Origin of the sequence: Xenorhabdus aichiensis (assembly GCF_028598775.1) — a bacterium.
Lineage (GTDB): Bacteria > Pseudomonadota > Gammaproteobacteria > Enterobacterales > Enterobacteriaceae > Xenorhabdus > Xenorhabdus bovienii.
The window spans coordinates 12,391-33,044 of record NZ_JAQRFO010000048.1; the positions used below are offsets into that span (position 1 = coordinate 12,391).

At 43.7% G+C, this 20,654-nt stretch carries 16 protein-coding genes, 1 tRNA gene and 1 pseudogene; 4 read left to right on the forward strand and 14 right to left on the reverse strand.

The window, feature by feature from the left end; genetic code table 11:
• Window positions 1-9: 9 nt before the first annotated feature.
• The 4 genes from hutU to hutI all read right to left on the reverse strand — a co-directional run bounded on the left by hutU (window position 10) and on the right by hutI (window position 4,991).
• A complete protein-coding gene (hutU, locus tag PSI22_RS17300) occupies window positions 10-1,713 on the reverse strand; it encodes a urocanate hydratase (protein WP_273580820.1) in 1,704 nt (567 codons plus the stop codon).
• A gap of 296 nt (window positions 1,714-2,009) precedes the next feature.
• Entirely contained in the window at window positions 2,010-2,741 is a 732-nt protein-coding gene (gene hutC, locus PSI22_RS17305) for a histidine utilization transcriptional repressor HutC (protein ID WP_038190674.1), read from the reverse strand.
• A 20-nt stretch (window positions 2,742-2,761) separates the two neighbouring features.
• Window positions 2,762-3,721, reverse strand: a complete 960-nt coding sequence (gene hutG / locus PSI22_RS17310) for a formimidoylglutamase (RefSeq protein ID WP_273580821.1) — start codon at window positions 3,719-3,721, stop codon at window positions 2,762-2,764.
• A gap of 16 nt (window positions 3,722-3,737) precedes the next feature.
• Window positions 3,738-4,991: an imidazolonepropionase gene (gene hutI, locus PSI22_RS17315; RefSeq protein ID WP_273580822.1), complete on the reverse strand. Its 1,254-nt coding sequence runs from the start codon at window positions 4,989-4,991 to the stop codon at window positions 3,738-3,740.
• Between the two features lie 261 nt (window positions 4,992-5,252).
• Between hutI and smrB the strand changes: the two genes are divergently transcribed.
• Entirely contained in the window at window positions 5,253-5,795 is a 543-nt protein-coding gene (smrB, locus tag PSI22_RS17320; protein ID WP_273580823.1) for an endonuclease SmrB, read from the forward strand.
• Between the two features lie 18 nt (window positions 5,796-5,813).
• Here smrB and sixA read toward each other — a convergent pair whose 3' ends face one another.
• The 4 genes from sixA to PSI22_RS17340 all read right to left on the reverse strand — a co-directional run bounded on the left by sixA (window position 5,814) and on the right by PSI22_RS17340 (window position 10,604).
• Entirely contained in the window at window positions 5,814-6,296 is a 483-nt protein-coding gene (gene sixA / locus PSI22_RS17325; RefSeq protein WP_273580824.1) for a phosphohistidine phosphatase SixA, read from the reverse strand.
• 340 nt (window positions 6,297-6,636) lie between these two features.
• Complete coding sequence (fadJ, locus tag PSI22_RS17330) at window positions 6,637-8,814, reverse strand: fatty acid oxidation complex subunit alpha FadJ (protein ID WP_273580825.1); 2,178 nt, start codon at window positions 8,812-8,814, stop codon at window positions 6,637-6,639.
• Window positions 8,814-10,124 carry an acetyl-CoA C-acyltransferase FadI gene (gene fadI, locus PSI22_RS17335; protein WP_273580826.1) on the reverse strand — a complete coding sequence of 437 codons (1,311 nt, stop codon included), beginning with the start codon at window positions 10,122-10,124 and terminating at the stop codon, window positions 8,814-8,816. Before fadI ends, fadJ begins: the two co-directional genes overlap by 1 nt.
• Before the next feature lie 183 nt (window positions 10,125-10,307).
• A complete protein-coding gene (locus PSI22_RS17340; RefSeq protein WP_273580827.1) occupies window positions 10,308-10,604 on the reverse strand; it encodes a YfcZ/YiiS family protein in 297 nt (98 codons plus the stop codon).
• 351 nt (window positions 10,605-10,955) lie between these two features.
• Between PSI22_RS17340 and fadL the strand changes: the two genes are divergently transcribed.
• Entirely contained in the window at window positions 10,956-12,281 is a 1,326-nt protein-coding gene (gene fadL / locus PSI22_RS17345) for a long-chain fatty acid transporter FadL (RefSeq protein ID WP_273580828.1), read from the forward strand.
• Window positions 12,282-12,343: 62 nt separating this feature from the next.
• Here fadL and mlaA read toward each other — a convergent pair whose 3' ends face one another.
• The 6 genes and pseudogenes from mlaA to PSI22_RS17375 form a co-directional block, all read right to left on the reverse strand.
• Window positions 12,344-13,096, reverse strand: a complete 753-nt coding sequence (mlaA, locus tag PSI22_RS17350) for a phospholipid-binding lipoprotein MlaA (RefSeq protein ID WP_273580834.1) — start codon at window positions 13,094-13,096, stop codon at window positions 12,344-12,346.
• A gap of 964 nt (window positions 13,097-14,060) precedes the next feature.
• Window positions 14,061-14,534: a DUF7823 domain-containing protein gene (locus tag PSI22_RS17355; protein ID WP_273580829.1), complete on the reverse strand. Its 474-nt coding sequence runs from the start codon at window positions 14,532-14,534 to the stop codon at window positions 14,061-14,063.
• A gap of 434 nt (window positions 14,535-14,968) precedes the next feature.
• Complete coding sequence (locus tag PSI22_RS17360; protein ID WP_273580830.1) at window positions 14,969-15,610, reverse strand: hypothetical protein; 642 nt, start codon at window positions 15,608-15,610, stop codon at window positions 14,969-14,971.
• A 282-nt stretch (window positions 15,611-15,892) separates the two neighbouring features.
• Window positions 15,893-16,105, reverse strand: coding sequence for a P22AR C-terminal domain-containing protein (locus tag PSI22_RS17365; RefSeq protein ID WP_273580831.1), 213 nt, complete (start codon window positions 16,103-16,105; stop codon window positions 15,893-15,895).
• A 220-nt stretch (window positions 16,106-16,325) separates the two neighbouring features.
• A pseudogene (locus PSI22_RS17370) lies at window positions 16,326-16,836 on the reverse strand (transposase); the annotation flags it as partial.
• Window positions 16,837-16,978: 142 nt separating this feature from the next.
• Window positions 16,979-18,154, reverse strand: a complete 1,176-nt coding sequence (locus PSI22_RS17375; protein ID WP_273580832.1) for a tyrosine-type recombinase/integrase — start codon at window positions 18,152-18,154, stop codon at window positions 16,979-16,981.
• A gap of 193 nt (window positions 18,155-18,347) precedes the next feature.
• On the opposite strand from PSI22_RS17375, the gene PSI22_RS17380 reads away from it, so the two are divergent.
• Together PSI22_RS17380 and PSI22_RS17385 are read left to right on the forward strand one after the other, a co-directional pair.
• A tRNA-Arg gene (locus PSI22_RS17380) sits at window positions 18,348-18,422 on the forward strand.
• A 163-nt stretch (window positions 18,423-18,585) separates the two neighbouring features.
• Window positions 18,586-19,758 carry a tyrosine-type recombinase/integrase gene (locus PSI22_RS17385; RefSeq protein ID WP_273580833.1) on the forward strand — a complete coding sequence of 391 codons (1,173 nt, stop codon included), beginning with the start codon at window positions 18,586-18,588 and terminating at the stop codon, window positions 19,756-19,758.
• The last annotated feature ends 896 nt before the right edge of the window (window positions 19,759-20,654 follow it).

Genomic DNA, 20,654 nt, shown 5'->3' on the forward strand with positions numbered 1-20,654 from the left:
TGACGCTCCTTATTTTGTTTCGACGGTTTTTGTGTCTGATGATTTTGTATCAAGCATCGGCAGGTTCAGGTTCTTCTCTTTGGCACACTGGATGGCCTGTTCATAACCCGCATCAGCATGACGCATGACGCCAGTTGCAGGATCATTGTGCAGCACACGGGCAATACGTTCTGCGGCTTCATCCGTGCCATCACAGACAATCACCATACCGGAATGCTGTGAGAACCCCATACCAACGCCGCCGCCATGATGCAGGGAAACCCATGTTGCACCACTGGCCGTATTTAGTAGGGCATTCAGCAATGGCCAATCTGAAACTGCATCAGAACCGTCCTTCATGGATTCGGTTTCACGGTTGGGACTCGCCACGGAGCCGGAATCCAGATGGTCACGTCCAATCACGAGCGGTGCTGAAAGTTCGCCGCTGCGTACCATTTCATTGAATGCCAATCCCAATTTGGCGCGATCTCCCAAGCCAACCCAACAAATACGAGCAGGTAAACCCTGGAAGCTGATGCGTTCCCGCGCCATATCCAGCCAGCGATGCAGGTGTGCGTCATCCGGCAGCAACTCTTTGACTTTGGCATCAGTTTTGTAAATGTCTTCAGGATCACCGGAAAGCGCAGCCCAACGGAAAGGCCCAATTCCCCGACAAAAAAGAGGACGAATATAAGCAGGAACAAAACCCGGGAAATCAAAGGCATGTTCAACACCCATTTCTTTCGCCATTTGGCGGATATTGTTGCCATAATCGAAAGTAGGAACACCCTGTTTTTGGAAGGCCAGCATCGCTTCCACATGTGCTGCCATTGATGCTTTCGCGGCCTGAATCACGACTTCTGGCTCAGTCTCTACACGGCGACAATATTCTTCCCATGTCCAGCCTGCCGGCAAATAGCCATGCAGTGGATCATGTGCGCTAGTTTGATCCGTCACCATATCAGGACGTACACCACGACGTACCAACTCAGGGACAATTTCTGCCGCATTGCCACACAATGCCACCGATACTGCCTTACCTTCTTGGGTATATCGCTTGATACGTGCTAACGCATCATCCAGATCGGTTGCCTGTTCATCGACGTATTGGGTACGCAGACGAAAATCAATGCGGCTTTGCTGGCACTCAATATTCAGTGACGAAATCCCTGCCAATGTTGCTGCCAGCGGCTGTGCTCCCCCCATACCGCCCAAACCCGCAGTCAGTACCCAGCGTCCGGTCAAATCACCGTTATAGTGCTGGCGCCCCGCTTCAACAAACGTTTCGTAAGTGCCTTGCACAATGCCTTGACTGCCAATATAAATCCAACTACCTGCCGTCATCTGGCCGTACATTGCCAGCCCTTTAGCATCCAGTTCATTAAAATGTTCCCACGTTGCCCAATGGGGAACCAGATTCGAGTTTGCAATCAATACACGCGGTGCATTTTCATGAGTTTTAAAAACACCCACTGGCTTGCCTGACTGCACCAGTAATGTTTCGTTATTTTCTAGATTTTTCAGGGTTTCCACGATTTTTTCATAACATTCCCAATTTCTGGCTGCACGGCCTATTCCCCCATAAACCACCAGTTCATGAGGATTTTCAGCCACATCAGGATCGAGATTATTCATGAGCATGCGGAGCGGGGCTTCCGTTAACCAACTTTTTGCTGTGAGTTGCGTTCCTCTGGGGGCACGGATGACCTCGTTGCTGAATTTATTATTTTGCATCGTCACGGTTTTTTCCTTTTCATCGTTATAAAGTTTGTTAATTGTATAGTTGTATATACATGTATATTCAATAGGAAAAAATGTGACACAGATAAAGTCAATAATTTGGAGGGTGGTGTCTTTTATACTAGATATCAATAAGATGATAATGATTTATTCTTCAGTTGGCAGGTGAATGTTTTTATTGGTTTTGTGTTTTACATCACATCGGATTTACATGATGGTCACAATTGTTTGTGAAAAAATCTCCCTATACTAAAAACAAAGGGAGATTTTTTTATGCAACGATGGGCAAATCATGAGCTGAAATGCCCTTTCAATTTATATCGATGCCCGGGAAATAATAATTTAGCACTTGAGACAATATGTTCTTTCGACCATGTTCGGCGGCTAATTAAAAGACAAGGCGTATCTGCCTCAATTTGCAGCAACCGACAAGAACGGACATCTCCCGCAACCGCTTCAACAATATGCTCCCCTTCCGTCAGGGGAGCCACCATTGATAAGTAATCGTGGGTAGTTTGCTGATTGAAATCCTGTCGCAGATACGCCGGCACAGCCTGAGCGTTGACATAACGATTTTCAATCTGCACGGGGACATCATTTTCATAGTGCACAATAATCGAATGGTAGATTGCCGTACCAGCCACAATCCCCAATTCTGCTGCCTGCGTTATATTGGCATTCACTTCAGCCAGTTTCAGTACCTTACAACTATGCTGGTTAGAACGTGCCGCAATCTCATCGGCAATACTGTGAATTTCAAACAGAGCGGACTGCCCTTTGGGTTCTGAAACAAACGATCCCACTCCTTGCAAACGAAATAGAAAACCTTCTGCCATCAACTCCCGCAACGCCCTGTTTGCCGTCATGCGGCTACAGTTAAACTGTTTGACCAATTCAGATTCTGAAGGAACCCGATCATGGGGTTTCCATTCTCCTGTATATATTTTTTCAATAATCGCCTGCTTAACTTTTGCATACAAAGGCACAGGTTTGACAAATGTATCTGATAAATCGACTGTCACAATAAATCCCTTCTCACTGGCTACCCATTCCACCAATGCACCAATTGCCACGCAAGACGAGCCGCCGCTTTGCCTCCCATTCCTTGAATGTCATACAAAGGATTAAGCTCAACCAAATCGACAGCCTGTAATTTTTTGCTTTGGCAGATGAGTTGAATTAACGGCAACAAACGCTCTAACGGCACTCCCAGAGCAGCAGGAGCAGAAACCGCCGGCATTTGCCAGATTGGCAGTACATCCAAATCGATAGTCATATAAATTATATCAACTTGATTAATCACATCTTGAATTTGTTCCTGTACTTTGTCCAGCATCGACTCAATACATTGCGTATCCCAAATGATAGTGACATCAAGGTGATTGGCTTCGTCCAACAGAGCTTGAGTATTTGATGCCAAACTGGCTCCAATACAAGTGTAATTGAACGGACGCTGATGCTGCTGACAATAATGGGCAAGCTGCCGGAAGGGGGTTCCTGATGTGGGCTGCGGCGAATTGCGCAGATCCAGATGCGCATCAAAATTAATGATACCTACGCGTTGTGTCGGAAACGCGCGATAAATTCCCATTCCATGAGCAAATGCCGTTTCATGCCCACCACCAAAAATGAGTGTTCGCATGTTCTGATGCTGGCACTCATAGACCGCATCACTCAGCGCGTTCTGTGCTTCAGCCAATTTCTCAGTATCAGCGCGAATATTTCCCAAATCCACCAGCCGCTCATGACCATCATAACTGGCCATATTTGCCAATGACTGACGCAGATATTCCGGCCCTAATTTCGCTCCCGGCCGACCATGATTGAGTTTAACGCCTTCATCACACTCAAATCCCAATAACGCAATATGGTGAGGAAATTCTTCCGGGGAAAAATTGGCGGGTTGTTTTATTGTCTGGAACACACGCAGGGCATTATCTGCTTCTGCGAGATCATTACGCCCTTGCCAAATGTTTTCTGATGTTGGATGCCATAATTTCATGTTGTTTCTCTCACCATTATTGAAAATTGTGTGTAATTTCACCACGATAGATACGATGAACCAGTGGATTACGTCCAAGTTCATATAAGATATCTACAGGATTCTCGGCATCCCAGACAATAAAATCGGCCATATAACCTTCCGCCAATTGGCCGTGGCTTTCAGCTCTCCCCAAGGCACGAGCGGCATGAAGGGTTACGCCCTGCCATGCTTCTTCTGGTGTAAACCCAAATTGCACACAGGCCATATTCATAATCAGACGCAAAGAAGCAAAAGGACTGGTACCCGGATTGAAATCCGTTGATATTGCCATCGGCACTCGGTATTGGCGCAATAGCGAAATAGGAGGGAGTTTTTTCTCTTTCAGGAAGTAAAATGCGCCGGGCAGTAACACGGCCACACTACCGCTGCGGCTAATGGCTTCAATACCTTTTTCATCCAGATATTCAATGTGATCAACCGACCAGCCTTGATAATCAGCAACCAATTCACTGCCTCCCATGTTGGACAATTGCTCAACATGGCCTTTTACAGGAATATTCAGGCGTTGTGCCGCATCAAACACGCGCTTGGTCTGGTCGAGATTGAAACCGACGGTTTCGCAAAAAACATCTACGGATTCAAATAATTGTTTTTGCCACAGTGTAGGAAGAATGGAATCACAAATTAAATCGATATAAGCATCAGGGTTGTGTTTATATTCAGGTGGAACGGCATGAGCAGAGAGTAATGTGGGGCTGATTTCGATGGCATTTTTCTGCGCCAGTGCCTGAACGACATTCAACTGTTTTTCTTCATTTACCAGATCCAGCCCATAGCCTGATTTCATCTCAATCGTCGTTATTCCTTCAGCGATCAGAGCATTGAGTCGCTTCTGGGCGGCCACTTCCAATTGTTGCGCAGAATTGTTTCGGGTCGCATTAACCGTAGAATTAATTCCTCCTCCTTTGGCACTGATCTCCTCATAAGAAGCGCCATTGAGACGCTGCTCCCACTCCGATGCCCGATTGCCACCAAAAACCAAATGAGTATGGCAATCAATGAATCCGGGGGTGATCAACCGCTGTTCCACATCAATAATGTGGCAATGGTGAGTTGGCACGCTCTCCGTCGGAACAATCGCCAATATTTTTTCACCTCGAACGATCAGATCATGCTGCTCCAGCATGCCATAATGATGTTTGCCATCAATGTTGTTGATTGTAGGGTTCATTGTGGCAAGTCTGGCATTACGCCAAATAACGTCAGTATCTTTCAGCTCAATAGACATTGTATCGTCCTGTTATTTTTCTTGTTGGTATCAACCTTCATGTTGTATATACATTTATTTTATAACCCGCCAAGATTGTCAAATCATTTTATAGGCAGGGGTGAATATCATGAATTTTCTAGAGACGATCCGTCACGATGCGAATATATTGCAATTTACACAATCACCTAAATATACATATCAATTCTATGCGATAGCTTCTAAGCAAAATCACAAAAAATCGGGTACAATTACCAAAATTTGTCAGTGAATTAGAGAGTAATGAAGAAGAAAAATCTGATGAGTGAAGAAGATATCAGTCTATTTAGAACGTCTGTCACGGGAGCCCGCCGCATCGTTCAAGACACCGTTTTACACTCCCCCCAAAGAAAAAAAATCAGCTATGTTGCACCTGCACGTTTGATGCAAGAACAAGTCGATGCCAGTTACTATTTTTCCGATGAGTTCCAGCCCAATTTGGATATGGAAGGCCCAACCCGCTATATTCGAGAAGGTGCCAATCATTATGAATTGAAGAAGCTGCGTCGTGGTGATTATTCCCCTGAGCTTTTTCTGGACTTACATGGATTAACCCAACTACAGGCCAAACAAGAAATTGGCGCCCTGATTGCGGCCTGCCGTCGTGAACACATTTATTGTGCCTGCGTCATGCATGGCCACGGTAAACATATTCTTAAACAGCAAACTCCTTTATGGCTTGCCCAGCACCCTGATATTATTGCCTTCCATCAAGCCCCCAAAGAATGGGGAGGTAACGCTGCACTACTCATTTTGGTAGAAATGAATGAACTCAGGCAGCGTTAATGTATCCTCTGTATGAAGTTAGTCTTTCGCTGCTAACTGCGCCGGAGAGGTTTGCCATAACAGGCGGCCTTTCTCTGTTTGAGGATCTAATTCCACACAGGCAATACTGGAGGTAGCAAACATAGGCGGAGTTTGCTCAGGGCAAAGCTCAGAAACTAAATAACCTACTAAGGGTAAGTGAGAAACCACCAATACAGCGTTGTACTCTTGCGTTGCCAAAACCTGCAAGTAGCTCGCTACCAATGCGACATCTCCCGACGGCTTTAACTCAGCCAGTTCTTCCTCATTGCCAGGCAACGCTAAGTTTTCACGAACCACCTTTAAAGTTTGCTTTGCCCGGATATAAGGGCTGACTAAGATACAATCAACGTCAGGCTCTTGTTGCGTAAGCCAGCAGGCCATTTCCTGTGATTCTTGCTGTCCACGGAGAGTCAGCTCCCGTGTTGCATCGCTGATCGAACTTAAGGCAGCATCACCGTGGCGCATAATAAAAACGTACATAATCCACCGTTTAGTTAATTTCAGAACCTGTCCCCATCCAATACATAATTAAATATTTATGAGACAAGCCATGGGTTTACGGCATTAATAATGAAATCCAAGTGATATTATCAAGATAATCTTTGTTACAAAAACGTTTCAGTTAGAGCTAACTGGCATTCTGCCCTAAAACAAAAACAAATAAAATGGCTAAAAATGATTTATATCTGATTGTCCCGATATCATTATCTCCTGCTATTCAGTGAGTCAAAATAATCAAGAAACCATAAATTATTTTTCATAAAAAATCGGCTCCGATGACAAGAGCCGATATAACTGATTTTACGAATGAAACTATTATTTATTTGTAGAATTTCTTTTTCTGTTCAGCCATCTGAACTAAATATTCACAAGGCGTAAATCTCTCTCCGTGCTGCTGTTCCAAACGACGTAAAATTGCCACAACCTTATCGCTGCCAAGCCTATCGATATACCGGAATGGACCTCCCAAGAATGGAGGGAAACCAATGCCAAATACTGCACCGATATCACCATCACGGGGGCTTCTGATAATACCTTCATCTAAACAGCGAACAGCTTCATTCAACATGAGCATCATGCAACGCTGAGCAATGTCTGATGGTTGCATTTTTGCATGTGGCTTAATTTTCAACAGGGAATAAATCGAGGCATCCACCTCTTTGGTTTTGTTGCCAAAAAGCCAGAATTTGCTCTTTTTAGCGCCATACGAATAGAAACCACGGCCATTCTTTTTACCTTTCCGGTCATCTTTTAATACTGCATCCAAGAAGCCCGGTGCGGTAAATCTGCTCCCCAATTGCGCCACCAGAATAGGAATAATTTTTGTACCAACATCAATACCGACTTCATCCAGCAAATTAATTGGCCCAATCGGGAAACCAAAATCTACCAGTGCCTTATCGATATGATCGATCGGTTCACCTTCCGCCAGACAATAACCCGCTTCATTAATGTAAGGGGACAGAATCCGGTTAACATAGAACCCGGCTTTATCACCCACGACAATAGCCGTTTTTCCCTGTTTTTTGACTAATGCGACTGCAGTTGCAATCGTTTTCTCACTTGTTCCCGCATGTGGAATAACTTCCACTAATGGCATTTTATCAACGGGACTGAAATAGTGGAGGCCAATCACTTGCTCTGGTCGAGAGGCTATTTCAGCGATCTGGCAAATTGGCAACGATGAAGTATTCGAAGCAAAAATTGTTTCAGGTTTCGAATGTTCTTCAACTTCTGCAACCATTTTTCGTTTCAGCGCCAAATCTTCAAATACAGCTTCAACCACAATATCGGCCTGCCTGAAGCCACTGTAATCAGTGGTTCCCGAAATCAAGGCCATCTGGCGGGAACGATCGCTTGATTTCAAACGACGTTGTTTTACCCGCTTGGAAAGGATATCCCAGGTATATTTCAGAGCCTGATTGATACCTTTCTGATTAATGTCTTTGATACGAACAGGCAAATTCCCACGTGTCATGGTCACGTTGGCAATACCGCCTCCCATCAAGCCGCCGCCCAAAATCCCTACATACTTGATCTCGGCAGGCTGTTCCGACGAGCCGGTTTCATTTTTTAGCGACGTTGAGGCAAAAAATAAGCTGCGCAAGGCTTCCGATTCCGGTGACATTGCCAGTTCACCAAACGCCTTGGCTTCTGCCTGAAAGCCTTTTTTAAGCCCCTTTTCCAATCCGGTGCGAACGACATTAATAATACGTTCTGGTGCAGGATAGTGGCCATGGGTTTTCGCACGCGTTTTTTGATGAACCATATGGAACAACAATGGCCTGCCCAGAGTGCTCGCTAAAATACGCTGAGACCATGCTAATGGCTTACGCTTGGAGATGCCTTTCTTGACATACTGAACAGCAACATCCAGCAAAATATCCAAAGGAACTGCATCATCCACCACACCCAGACGCTGTGCCTGCTTCGCCTTGAGCTGTCGGCCAGTCAATATTATATCCAGTGCTGCGCTGACACCTATCAGGCGAGGCAATCGCTGAGTTCCTCCAGAGCCCGGCAGTAATCCAAGCTGAACCTCCGGCAAACCAAGACGAGTTTTATCATCCAGAGAACAAACACGCGCATGACAGGCCAAAGCCAATTCCAGCCCTCCCCCCAAACACGCGCCGTGAATGGCGGCAACTACAGGTAGAGGGTAATTGGTAATTTGAGCAAATAGCCTCTGACCTTTTTCAGCCAGTTCCGTCGCATCTTCTTCGGTTTGACAACCTGCGATCATCGTGATGTCAGCACCGGCGATAAAAGTATCAGGCTTACCAGACACGATCACCAACCCTTTCAAGCCAGAGGCCTGTTGTGCCTTCTCAAAGACAGTCAGAAATTGCTCAACAAATTCTGCTTTCAGTGTGTTTACTTTTTCGCCTGGTACATCAATGGTAATCACGCCAACCTTGTCATCTCTGACCGAAAAGCTGAATACCGATTGCTTCGGTTGTGTCTCTGACATAATGGTTTCTTTTTCGCCCTGAGCCATTATTCTACCTCCAATACCATCGCTACGCCCAATCCACCTGCGGCACAGGCTGTCGTCAGCCCAAACCCGCCACCACGACGACGCAATTCGTTCAATGTCTGGGTGACCATTCTGGCACCTGTCGCGGCAAATGGATGACCGTAAGCGATTGAACCACCTAATACGTTGAATTTATCCATATCTACGTCACCCATTGCCTGAGAGCGCCCCAGTTTTTCACGCGCAAACTTTTCACTGGCAAACATTTTCAAGTTCGCCAGTGTTTGAGCGGCAAACGCTTCGTGCATATCAATGAGTGAAAGTTGATTCAAAGTGATACCCGCCCGCTCCAGCGCAATTGGTGTCGCATAAGATGGCCCCAACAGCATATCCTGCCAAACATCAATCGCAGAAAACGCATAACTACGCAAATAACCCAACGGAGTCATTCCAAGCTCTTTGGCAACCGATTCGCGCATTAACATGACTGCGGCAGCACCATCAGTCAACGGAGTACTATTCGCCGCTGTTACGGTTCCGTACTTACGATCAAAGGCTGGCCGCAATTTGGAGTAAGATGTGAGAACTGAATTTTTTCGGATGTTATTATCTTCTGTCAATGTGTCGCGATATGGCGGAAAATGTGCCGCTACCACTTCCTCATTCAAACATCCCTGCTGCCAAGCTTGGGCTGCCAGTATATGGGAGCGGTGTGCTAACTCATCCTGTTCTTCGCGGCTGATATGATAGGTTTTGGCCATTTGTTCCGCCGTATCGCCCATCCTCAATCCGGTGGAATATTCAGCAACCGCAGGAGATACTGGCAGTAAATCCCGTAATTTCAATCGACTGATTAATTTTAAGCGCTGTGACAAGCTCTTGGCTTTGTTCATATCGACCAAAGTGCGAGCCAGTGATTTTGTTACCCCAATCGGTAACACAGATGAGGAATCAGCGCCGCCGGCAATGCCCACATTCACTGTGCCAGCCATAATACTTTCTGCCACATTCGCAATCGCCTGAAAACTGGTTGCACAGGCACGGGAAACACTATAGGCATCAGTGCTGACGCTTAATCCTGCGCCTAATACGATTTCCCTCGCAATATTCGGTGCTTCCGGCATTTGAACAACTTGCCCAAACACCAGTTGGTCGATCTTCTCTGGCGACAATCCGCTTCTGATGACCAGTTCACTGACAACGGCTTTTCCCAAATCGACAGCTGGGATACCATGGTAACTCGTTGCCTGTTTCGCAAAAGGAAGGCGCAACCCACTGACAATAGCAACACGCTCCTTTTGCTGTGCCACTTTTGTTGAAGAACGACCCATAGCAACTCCTGACAATAATTATTAATTAAATCAATTGATTGATTAAAAATATTTACTCACCTCACAAGAGGTCAGACCTGATGGAGCATTGTTAACGCAATGTTGGAAAATAGCAAACAGGAATAGACGAAAAATGCGAGCAAGAGCAACAAACCGCGGTGGGAAAACGGTTACTGAAGATAATTAGCGTAGTCCTAATTGAAAAATCAGGGCCTCAGCCTGACAGCTAAACGTAAAATCTATAGTCAGTTGCGCCCCATCGTCAACTGCTTCGATTTTATGGCTTATTACGCATGGCTCTGACTCCACTGATTTTGCCTTTACAGTCAATGTATTAAGCATCATTTCCGCTTCCTGTCCATTGGCAAAAACACGCTGGTAAGAGGCGGTGCAGTCTTCATTGTCAATGACGGTACCGACATCAACACAACAGCAGGCGGCTGTTTCTTCCGCATTACAACGTTTAATTGTATCAGGCATTTTTTTCTCCTACGATGAAAGCCTATCGATGATTTTACGTTGTTCCAACCTCCGATAACCAGCGTTTACGCTGTTTGGCATCACTTATTTCATTATTTATTGATCTCATCGCGCTAACAAACTAGCCACCACAATTCGTTAACATGCGCTGCCTGTTTTTTGTTAAGCTCGTCCCATTTCGGCAATCATTTTAGACATATCTTAAAAACATTCTTGCAACATCTTCTAATGTCAGGCCTATACTTCCTGCACTGGTCTGATTTGTCATTATGATAAACCGACTCTACAATCCCGCGCTCTCAGCTACTTGAGTAGCATGTTAAATAATAATTAAATAATGAGGTTTTGGTTATGAGCCAAAAAAACCTGTTTACGCGTTCAGCATTAGCAGTGGCGGTTGCAGTCATTTCATCCAACGCTAGTGCTGCCGGTTTTCAATTAAATGAGTATTCATCATCAGGACTCGGTCGGGCTTTTTCTGGAGCAGGTGTCGTTGCAGATAACGCGTCTGAGGGTAGTCGTAACCCCGCAGCCATGACCCTATTTGATCGCCCATCATTTTCCAGCGGCTTGATTTATGTAAACCCAAATGTTGATATCACGGGTAAATCCCCAGTGAGTCAAAATAGCACCGATGCTAAAAATATTGCCCCACATGCATGGATACCAAATCTACATTTTATTACACCGATCAATGATCAGTGGTTCCTGGGTGCATCAGCGACTTCCAACTTTGGCTTGGCAACCGAATTCAGTAATAACTATACAGCTGGCCCAATTGGTGGCAAAACCTCTCTTAAAACGGTAAACCTTAACCTGAGCGGTGCATACAAACTTAATGAGCAGTTCAGCTTTGGCTTGGGTGTTAATGCCGTCTATGCGGATGCTACTATTGTTCGCCATATGGGTGAAACAGGTGCAGCATTAAGTCGTCAGCTGAAATCTAAAGGCATACCGTTATCAATTCCGGCAACAGCCGAAGGTGCTCGTTTAGAAGGCACGGATTGGGGCTATGGCTGGAATGCAGGTATTCTGTATCAGTATGATGAGAATAACCGTTATAGCCTGACTTACCGTTCAAAAGTAAAAGTGAAGTTTAAAGACGGCGATTTCAGCAATAACTTACCAGCATTTTTACCCAATGGCACTGGCGGCAATACAATTAAGGGTACGCTGGATCTGAATTTGCCTGATATGTGGGAAGTCTCCGGTTATAACCGTGTCGCACCTCAATGGGCCATTCACTATAGCTTCCTCTATACTGGCTGGAGTGAATTCAAAGAGCTGAGAGGCAAGAAAAAAGACGACGGTAGCACATTGTTCCACAAAGATGAAAACTTCCGTAATGCTTACCGTGTCTCTCTGGGTACAACTTACTACTATGACGATAACTGGACATTCCGTACTGGTATCGCCTTCGATGAAAGCCCTGCGCCAGCCAAAAATCGTTCTATCTCCATTCCAGATCAGGATCGTTTCTGGTTAAGTGTCGGAAGCACTTACGCATTCAATAAAGATGCCTCTGTGGATGTCGGCGTTTCCTACATGCGTGGTAAAAAAGTACGTGTTAGCGAAACACTGAAAGATGATGCTCAAGCGCCTTTCAATCAACCCTATGAGTTCGATTCTAAAGGAACTGCATGGTTGTACGGTGTGAACTTTAACTACACGTTCTAACCGAATGCTGAGATCGGAAAAAGGATAGCGAGTGCTATCCTTTTTTGATCATGGTTCCATCATTAATCAATGGAATCCAATTCATCCTGAATCACCGTTGCATTAGGGTTTTGTTCTGGTGAGAGCTTGCCTCCATTGACCATAAAATTATGGCGCTGGAAGTACGCTTCACGCATCATCAAATATGGATCGGAAGAGTTTTTCAATAGGCCATCGGAATCCAGCAAACGTGCGCGTGTTTCAATACCTTCAAATACCCATTTTCCTACGGACATCCAAGGTGTGAGATAGCTCAATACGGGGTAAGTCATATCCGCGACATTCCCTCCTTCGTCACGCAGAGTGAAATTGCCATAACCAGGCAAAACAACATAAGGGCCATAGCCAACATTGTAATACCCCAGCGTACTACCAAAACGCATTGGATCTTCTTTTGCCAGCTTCGGATTCGCCATTGAAGCGACATCAATCAACCCGCCCATTCCCAGAAGGGTATTCAAAAAAAATCGGTTGAAATGCTTCGCGCCATCATGGATATCACCGCGCAGAATACTGTTGACCATACTGGCTGGCTCTTCAAGGTTACTCACGAAGTTACCAATGCCATTTCGTGCTGGCATCGGTACATAATCACGCCAAGCTACAGCAACAGGCCTCAGAAGATAAGGATCGAGAACATCATAATTAAAGTTGAACATGGCACGGTTGAAGCCCTCCAGCGGGTCAGAACGCCCTTGTTCCACCGAATTCGATGAACTGGCACACCCCACCAATAATACTGCTGTAAGAGCCACCCCGCTCAGACGATACTTCATGTTGTTCTCCACGTAATCACTTTTAGACATTGGCTCTCACCTTGCATTCTGCCAATATTCACCAATGCGTTAAATATACTTTCAATTTCTCATTATTGGTAATCAAAAAGAGTGGTGATTAAATAAGCAAACAGAACGTCATGTCTTATCTCAAGCAAAAAAAACAGTTATACTCGCCCCGTTGTCCCCTTAGAATGGTATAACAAACAAAGGAAACAATTTATTGTTTTATAAAGAAAAAATAAGGTCATTAAAACCTTAAAATTACACCAATATGTACACAATCCAGAAAATACTTTGTTTTATCTCCCTATCATTTTACTATTTATAGTTCACCTGCAACAGTTCGCAATCAAGAAAAAACTCCTAACCTCCCCACCTACTAGTTTGCTGACTACATTGATGGGATATCAACCCCCGCGACCACCTAAAGAAAAGCGGGAGATTGTGGAGCAGTGGGAAAGGAAACTACTGTCGCTATAGGTCAGAAATCTGCCCTTAAGACAGGCATAGAGATCTCCCCCATACCTTTTCTTTGCGCACCTTTTAATGAGGACCGCAAAGTTCGATTTTCGGACATTGAATTTTGCATACCGATATTTTCGGTGCTCAAACTAACCCGATAATTTCGAGTGGGCCAAACTGAGGACCTCGGCGATAAGACTCCTTAAACTGTAACGGAAATCGTTATAGTTAATTTTCCTCAGAATTGGGGTTAATTGGTCAACAAGCACACAATTTGATATTCCCGATTTCAAATCGAAAAATTCTTCTGAATGATAATCCCATATCTAAACCTGCACCATGCAGGAAATACTATCAATGGGTTAGAGGTGAGAAATCCCACCTTTAGATAACCTGTTGATTTTGCTTAATTCTGCCACAGAGACAGAAATTAAGGAAATCAAGGGGTTGAGAGAAAGGCCACGCAGTACGCAACCTTGAATCTAAATATAAGGTAGGGTTAACCCCAGTTACAGTAGAAGCGCTTGGGCTGGCCTGTTTGCTTCAATATAGCACTTAGTTTTTGTGCTTCCTCACTATCATAACGAGTATTGTATGTATACTTGCCGATTCTTTCATAAGAATCATAAGGAGTGCCAAGATCATAGGTTACATTATCAACAGTGACATAAAAATTGCCCTGAAGTGATGGGATAACCCTATTTGTCTCACCTTGCCCCTTATCAGAGGGTATCCTAAACGACAAAGACAAAAAATTAGTCGAATTCCAATAGAAATTGGATATGTTTTTAATATCTATTTTGTTTTGTATTACTTTTAAAGTACCAAAGAATCCACGTGGACCACCCGATTCCTTGCCACTCATGTATCCCCAACCTTGAGTACCATCATCAAGTTCGCCAGTCGCTAAATTAATATCAAAAACCAGAATATAATCTTCTAAATTCATTTCAGGATTAATAACGTCAGACATACTATTTCCTTATATTTATAAATTATAGGAAGCAACCCAAAGAGTTAGCTTCCGTCCGCTGTAACAGCCCGAATATAGTAACGAATGCTTATGATTGAATGAATTGATTGGGGTTGTGTGGGGAGTTGTACAAGTAAATAAACAGAGTTTAAAGGTCGGTAAATTTCGTCTTTGTCACACCAAATTTTATCAGTAGAGGAATAGATTTTATTGTCCACCTTTGTTATTTTATGTCATCCTGCCATCAAAATATGCAACTCACCCATTGAAAATTGATTTAACTCGGTGTTTAAATTCACCACTGGGCGAATCTTGGATTTGAGTTCACCATTTAAACTCGTCAATAGCCATATCAAGCTCCTATAAAAGAAAAAACCGCAGTTAAACGGCGTTAAATGTGAAAAACCCGCTCAAAGGAAGGCGGGTTAGGTTAGTTATTCTTTTGGCATTGGTAATTCGCTTTTAGAAATGATAGCCAGTCTGTTTTGATGATGTTCGGGATCACCCCATAGCCACATCTCTTGTCGGCTAACGTCACCTTGGGTCAGAATCTTGTGCAATTCGCAGGTTATCATATCATAGGCGTAAACATGCAGATTATACATCAGAGCGTCATACATGCGATCCTGCCAAAAAGCTATGCCATCATTAGTCTGATTCATGTCAGATACTATCACGTTATAGCGCTCCAGTAGATAATCAAAGAACACCTTACTAGCTAAATCACGTAGAGCCGCTCGATGCTGAGGCGTTCTAATGCGCCAAACGAGAATTTGAGTTACAGGACGGCAAGTTAACACAACATCAGGCTGTATAACAACTCGGTTATAATAAGCAACTTCTTTTGATATATCGTTTATCAGAGCTAGTTCAAAATGAGGCTGACTAATCTTATCAGTCAATCGATTATCAATACGAACCATGCGATAGCCAGGAGAAAGGGATAATCCTTTTATTTGTCCTGTGATATCTGCTCCACCCATTAAAGAGGCGTAGAGGGTGTGATTATCTGAGTTTTCGTTCAAATGAGCGAAAACTTCATTAATCTTTTCAGGACTTACCAATCTTTGTGGCATATATCCCCCTCAATCCCAGTTACCTAAAATGGATAGCTAAAATCTAGCTCATTGATAAATATTCCTTGAGGTGATGTTAGTCTAATCGAACCTTAGGTTCAACAGTTTAAACTGTATTTGGTTTGTATGATTAACCACCAAAATAGATTAAAAAGAATCAGAGGATTTCAGCTTTTAGCTATCCGTGGCTTAGGGTTAGTGAATTCTGAGTTTGTTCAAAATGCCCCAGTTATCGTCTTGAGTCGGTGTGACTTCTATGTGCGCCGTTGCATCCTCAAGGATTCATTTCATGCTTTTTTCTATCCACGATCCCTCTCTTGGTATTTCACGGTAAACAGGAGCTGATTCGTGCTTTGCCACCTTTAACACAGGGTAAACATCAGCCATATGTTCAATGCTTCTTGTTAAAAATCTCCACCCCCAACAGAGTATCTGTAAATCTTCAGCAGATATCTGTTGTTTAACTTCCGGTGCCGGTAAGGTCTCTCGACCCAAGAACTCACCTCCAATCGTTTTAGTCGCCAGATACTCTATCGCAGATGGAAGTTGATCATGGGTCACATAAGTGGAGGAAGATTACATCCCAGTACGTACGAAATAGCAAAAATAACAATTGGTGAATATGAAGAAAAAACCAATTCAAAAATATGGGATCTATGTAAAATATTTGTACAAGAGCTAGACTTAAAGCTAACAGCATCTGGACTCAAAAAATTACGAAGACACTATCAAGACAATAGTAACGGCACAGGCTATCCAACGGGCGGTTTTGCCACTCAATGATGTGTTCTTTCACGGCATCAGTGACCTTGGCAATCAGTGACGGTGAGACATCGGCATCGTACATTTCCTTGAAGGCATCAGCAATATCACGTGTGGTCATTCCTTTGTCATACAGGGCCAATATCTGGCTGTCCATGCCGGTAATCCGGGTCTGGTTTTTTCTGACGATTTGGGGTTCAAAGGTGCTTTCACGATCACGGGGAATTTGCAACCCAAGTACATCATCGTCGGTGAGCAACGTTTTGGAAGAGTAACCATTACGGGTATTAGAGCCGGATTTAGTCGAGTGTTTTTCATGCCCCCAGATGAGCGGCCAGTTCCGCCTTGAGGGCGGTTTCAACCGTCAGTTTTTTGAGGAAGCGGGAGAGCTGGCTGAGATCTTCCGGAGTTTTGAGGTTTTTAGCCAGCTCAGTCGCCAAAGCATGTAACTGTTTCTCGGCCATCTTTTCACCTGTTTTAGTTGATAAATCAAACAGACCAAAAACAGGAAATTATACAAATTTATGGACAGGGTCGAACCAGTTCTCAGCCACCCCGCCCGATACAGCCATTCAGCTATACGTGAATGGCTTGATAATGGCGGAGTCAACCGTTCTTGAGCTGCCTAACATGCCAGAATATCTTATCTGCATATAACTCATACGCCTCTTTTTGCTCATCAATCCAATCGTGTTTATTGTACACGGCCATCACCCCGCCCAATTCATGCCCCAGCATCTTTTCGGTGACATGGGGCGCAATCCCTTCGCTTGATAAATTCGTTACCAAAGATCGCCTAAAATCATGTGTACGCCATTCTGGTATATCAATTGACTCTCTTAGCTTCTTCATATAGAGGTTTGCTGACGATCTATCTATGGATTTATCAAGCTCCTGTCCGGGAAACAAGATATCATTACCCATGTTTAATAGTCGCTCTATATACGGAGTCACCTGTTCGAATATAGGCCGCCTAATCACATTGCCCATTTTTGAGTGAGCTACTGGAGTCGTCCAGATCAAGTCATCCATATTGAATTCACGAGCAGTAGCAAGCCTTAATTCAGAAAGGCGAGCACCCCATAGCAAAAGGAGTTGATGTAATACTTTGTTGGATGAAACTATTTTGTTGTTTTCCAGCGCCAACCAAACCTTAGCTAGCTCGGTGTAAGTTAGCACTCGACTGCCAGTATCCGGTTTCTTACCTATATTTTTCACGCTAAGTTTCATGACCTCGCATGATGGGATAAACTGCCTCCCTATGCACCAGTTAACTACTGAGCGCATTTGAGTTAAAAGTACCCTCGCTTTTTTTGGGTTTTCCTTTTCCTGCTTGTCGAAAAACTTAACCCAAGATGACACGGGTATGCTGGCTACTGGTGTACACAAGAATTGTGTGTACATCGTGTTGTACACGACTGACTTATAAAGTATCTGAGTATTGGGTTTTAGAGTAGATGCGTACTTATCCCACCAGTAGTCAAGGCAATCTTTTAATGTTGCCTCTCCTTCTGAATGAGAGAAATACATTTTTGGATCAAGCCCCTTTGTGTACAATGAGCGCATCTCACCTACTGCGATTCGTGCGTCCTTGAGCGACATTTCAGGATAACGACCAACAGTAAGGCGAACAGGTTTGCCATTCCAGCGATATCTATGCTGAAATGTTATAGTTCCGTTCCGCGTTATCCTGACACTTAAGCCGTCACCATCGGTTAACTCAGGCGTCCCTTTATAGGGTTTATCGTGAATACCACGTAGTTTAGTGTCGCTCAATGCCATAGCTATAACCTGTACACAAGTTGAAGTGTAATTATGTACTCAATCTGTACACAATGGCAAGTGAACGAACCGACCACAATCAAAAACTAGCAGGAACAAAGCGAAACAAATAAAGGCAAAAAACTTGATTAAAACAGGCAGAAAGAGATAAGATACAAACAGCTCGAAACAGACTGAAATAGAGTAATAAAAAGTCCCCTTAGTTAAATGGATATAACGAGCCCCTCCTAAGGGCTAGTTGTAGGTTCGATTCCTGCAGGGGACGCCAGAATCAAGTAACCTCGCATGACCCGCCATAACCACCAACTCAAAAAATCCTTATTTTAAACGGTGTTAGTGTTACCCATTGTTACCCAGCATAACTTGACTACACCAGTAAAGTGTGGGCATATTTGTGGGCATCGGTTTTAATGCCCACTTAGGATGCCTACATGTTAACGATAAAGCAAATTGAGTCAGCCAAATCTCAAGATAAAGCCTATCGCCTTGTTGATGGCGGAGGTTTATTTCTTTTTGTATCGAAAACAGGGAGTAAAATTTGGCGTTTTAGGTACCGCAAAAACGGGAAAGAACAAACCTATGTTATTGGTACATACCCAGAAATTTCACTGGTTACTGCCCGATTAAAACATGCCGAAGCTAAATCTATTCTTGCTAACGGTGGGGATTTAATACCTGTAGCACCAAAACAGAAAGATAGTGAAATTCCAGACACTTTTGCTGCCATATATAATGAATGGTATCAATTCAAACGAGCTGTTTGGTCTGAAAGGTACGCAAAAGAATTACAGAGCATGTTTCAAGCCGACATCCTGCCAAGCATTGGTCATATGACAATAAAAGAAATAGAGCCGATGGTTCTACTCAAAGTGATTCGTCAGTTTGAAGAACGTGGAGCCATGGAAAGAGCAAGTAAGGCGAGACGCAGATGTGGTGAAGTGTTTAAATATGCGATAGTGACTGGCAGAGCTAAATATAACCCCGCCCCAGATTTAGCTGGTGCAATGACTGGATACAAGAAGAAGCATTTCCCATTTCTAACAGCAGACCAAATACCCGCGTTTAATCTGGCATTATCTTCATATTCCGGCAGCATTATTTCGAGGGTTGCCACTCAGGTTTTACAATATACAGCATTGCGTACGAATGAATTGCGCAGCATGAAATGGAGTAGCGTTGATTTTGACAGCAAGCTAATTACCATAGAACCTGAAATCATGAAAAATCGGAAAATACATGTAGTTCCTATGTCAAATCAGGTTGTTGTATCACTAAAAACCCTTCACCCTATGACTTCCAGTATTTCTAATTTCATATTTGCTGGCAGAAATGACAAGAAAAAACCAATTTGTGAGAACGCTATATTACAGGTGATTAGACAAATCGGTTATGACGGGATCGCTAGCGGCCATGGCTTTCGTCATCAGTTCAGCACCATCCTTAATGAGCACGGATTTAGCCATGACCTAATTGAGCGTCAATTGGCACATACTGACCGCAATAGTATTCGTGGCATATATAATCACGCTCAATATTTAGACAAACGTCGAGAAATGATGCAATGGTTCGCTGATCATATTGATGAGATATCAGGGATAAAATAGTTATTATCTAGCAGCAAAACCACCATCACTATAGGGCAGAAGCCTGCCCTTAAGATGGGATATCACACCTTGCGACAACCATTGGGATTTCCTCTATAGTTGATTAACTCCTTGATTTTTCCGAGGGGGTCACTTTGACCACCCGAGACATCTCTTCCGTAAATTCGTCTTTATTCCAACTGTTGGGAAAATCCCAATGGTTACTTTATGTGCTGGACAAAAGGAATAAATTCATTGTGTTTCAACGTATTACTTGTGCGCAAGGGGCTGGACAAGCAGACGCCAAATCTGGCGTCTGATTAAATATCAATGGGTTATCGCCAAAGTGGGCATTCTCACTTAAATGGGCTTTCAAATCCCAATTGGCACGATCAGCCAAAAATTTGTCCGACTGGAACTGAGCCAAAGTGAGGACCTCGACTACAGGTTGGTATATTAAACTTACAGAGCTATTTTTAACCACATCTCTTAAAAAGGGTAGCCACTGAGTTCACTTTTACTGCCTCCGTTTCAAACGGAAGGATACCTGCACCATGCAGGAAAATACTATCTATCAAAGGGTTAAAGGTGAGAAATCCCACCTTTAGATAACTTGTTGATTTTTCTTAATTACCGCTCTGTGCAGGAAATTAATTATATCAATGGGTTACACGAATATTGCTTGTAACATGTTGATTTTGCGTAATTCTGTCACAGGGGCAGAGATTAATGAAATCAAGGAGTTAAGTTAAAGGGGATAATTGCCCCCTTTAAACTCATAGTTTTATCAGTGGGGTATGGATTTTATTAATTTCCAAACAACCATTCCGTGCCATCCTAACCAGAAGTTCTCTCCAGTATTGATGAACCTATTTTATTGATGTTCACAGGCGGAGAAGTAACCCGCCTTCATGTTA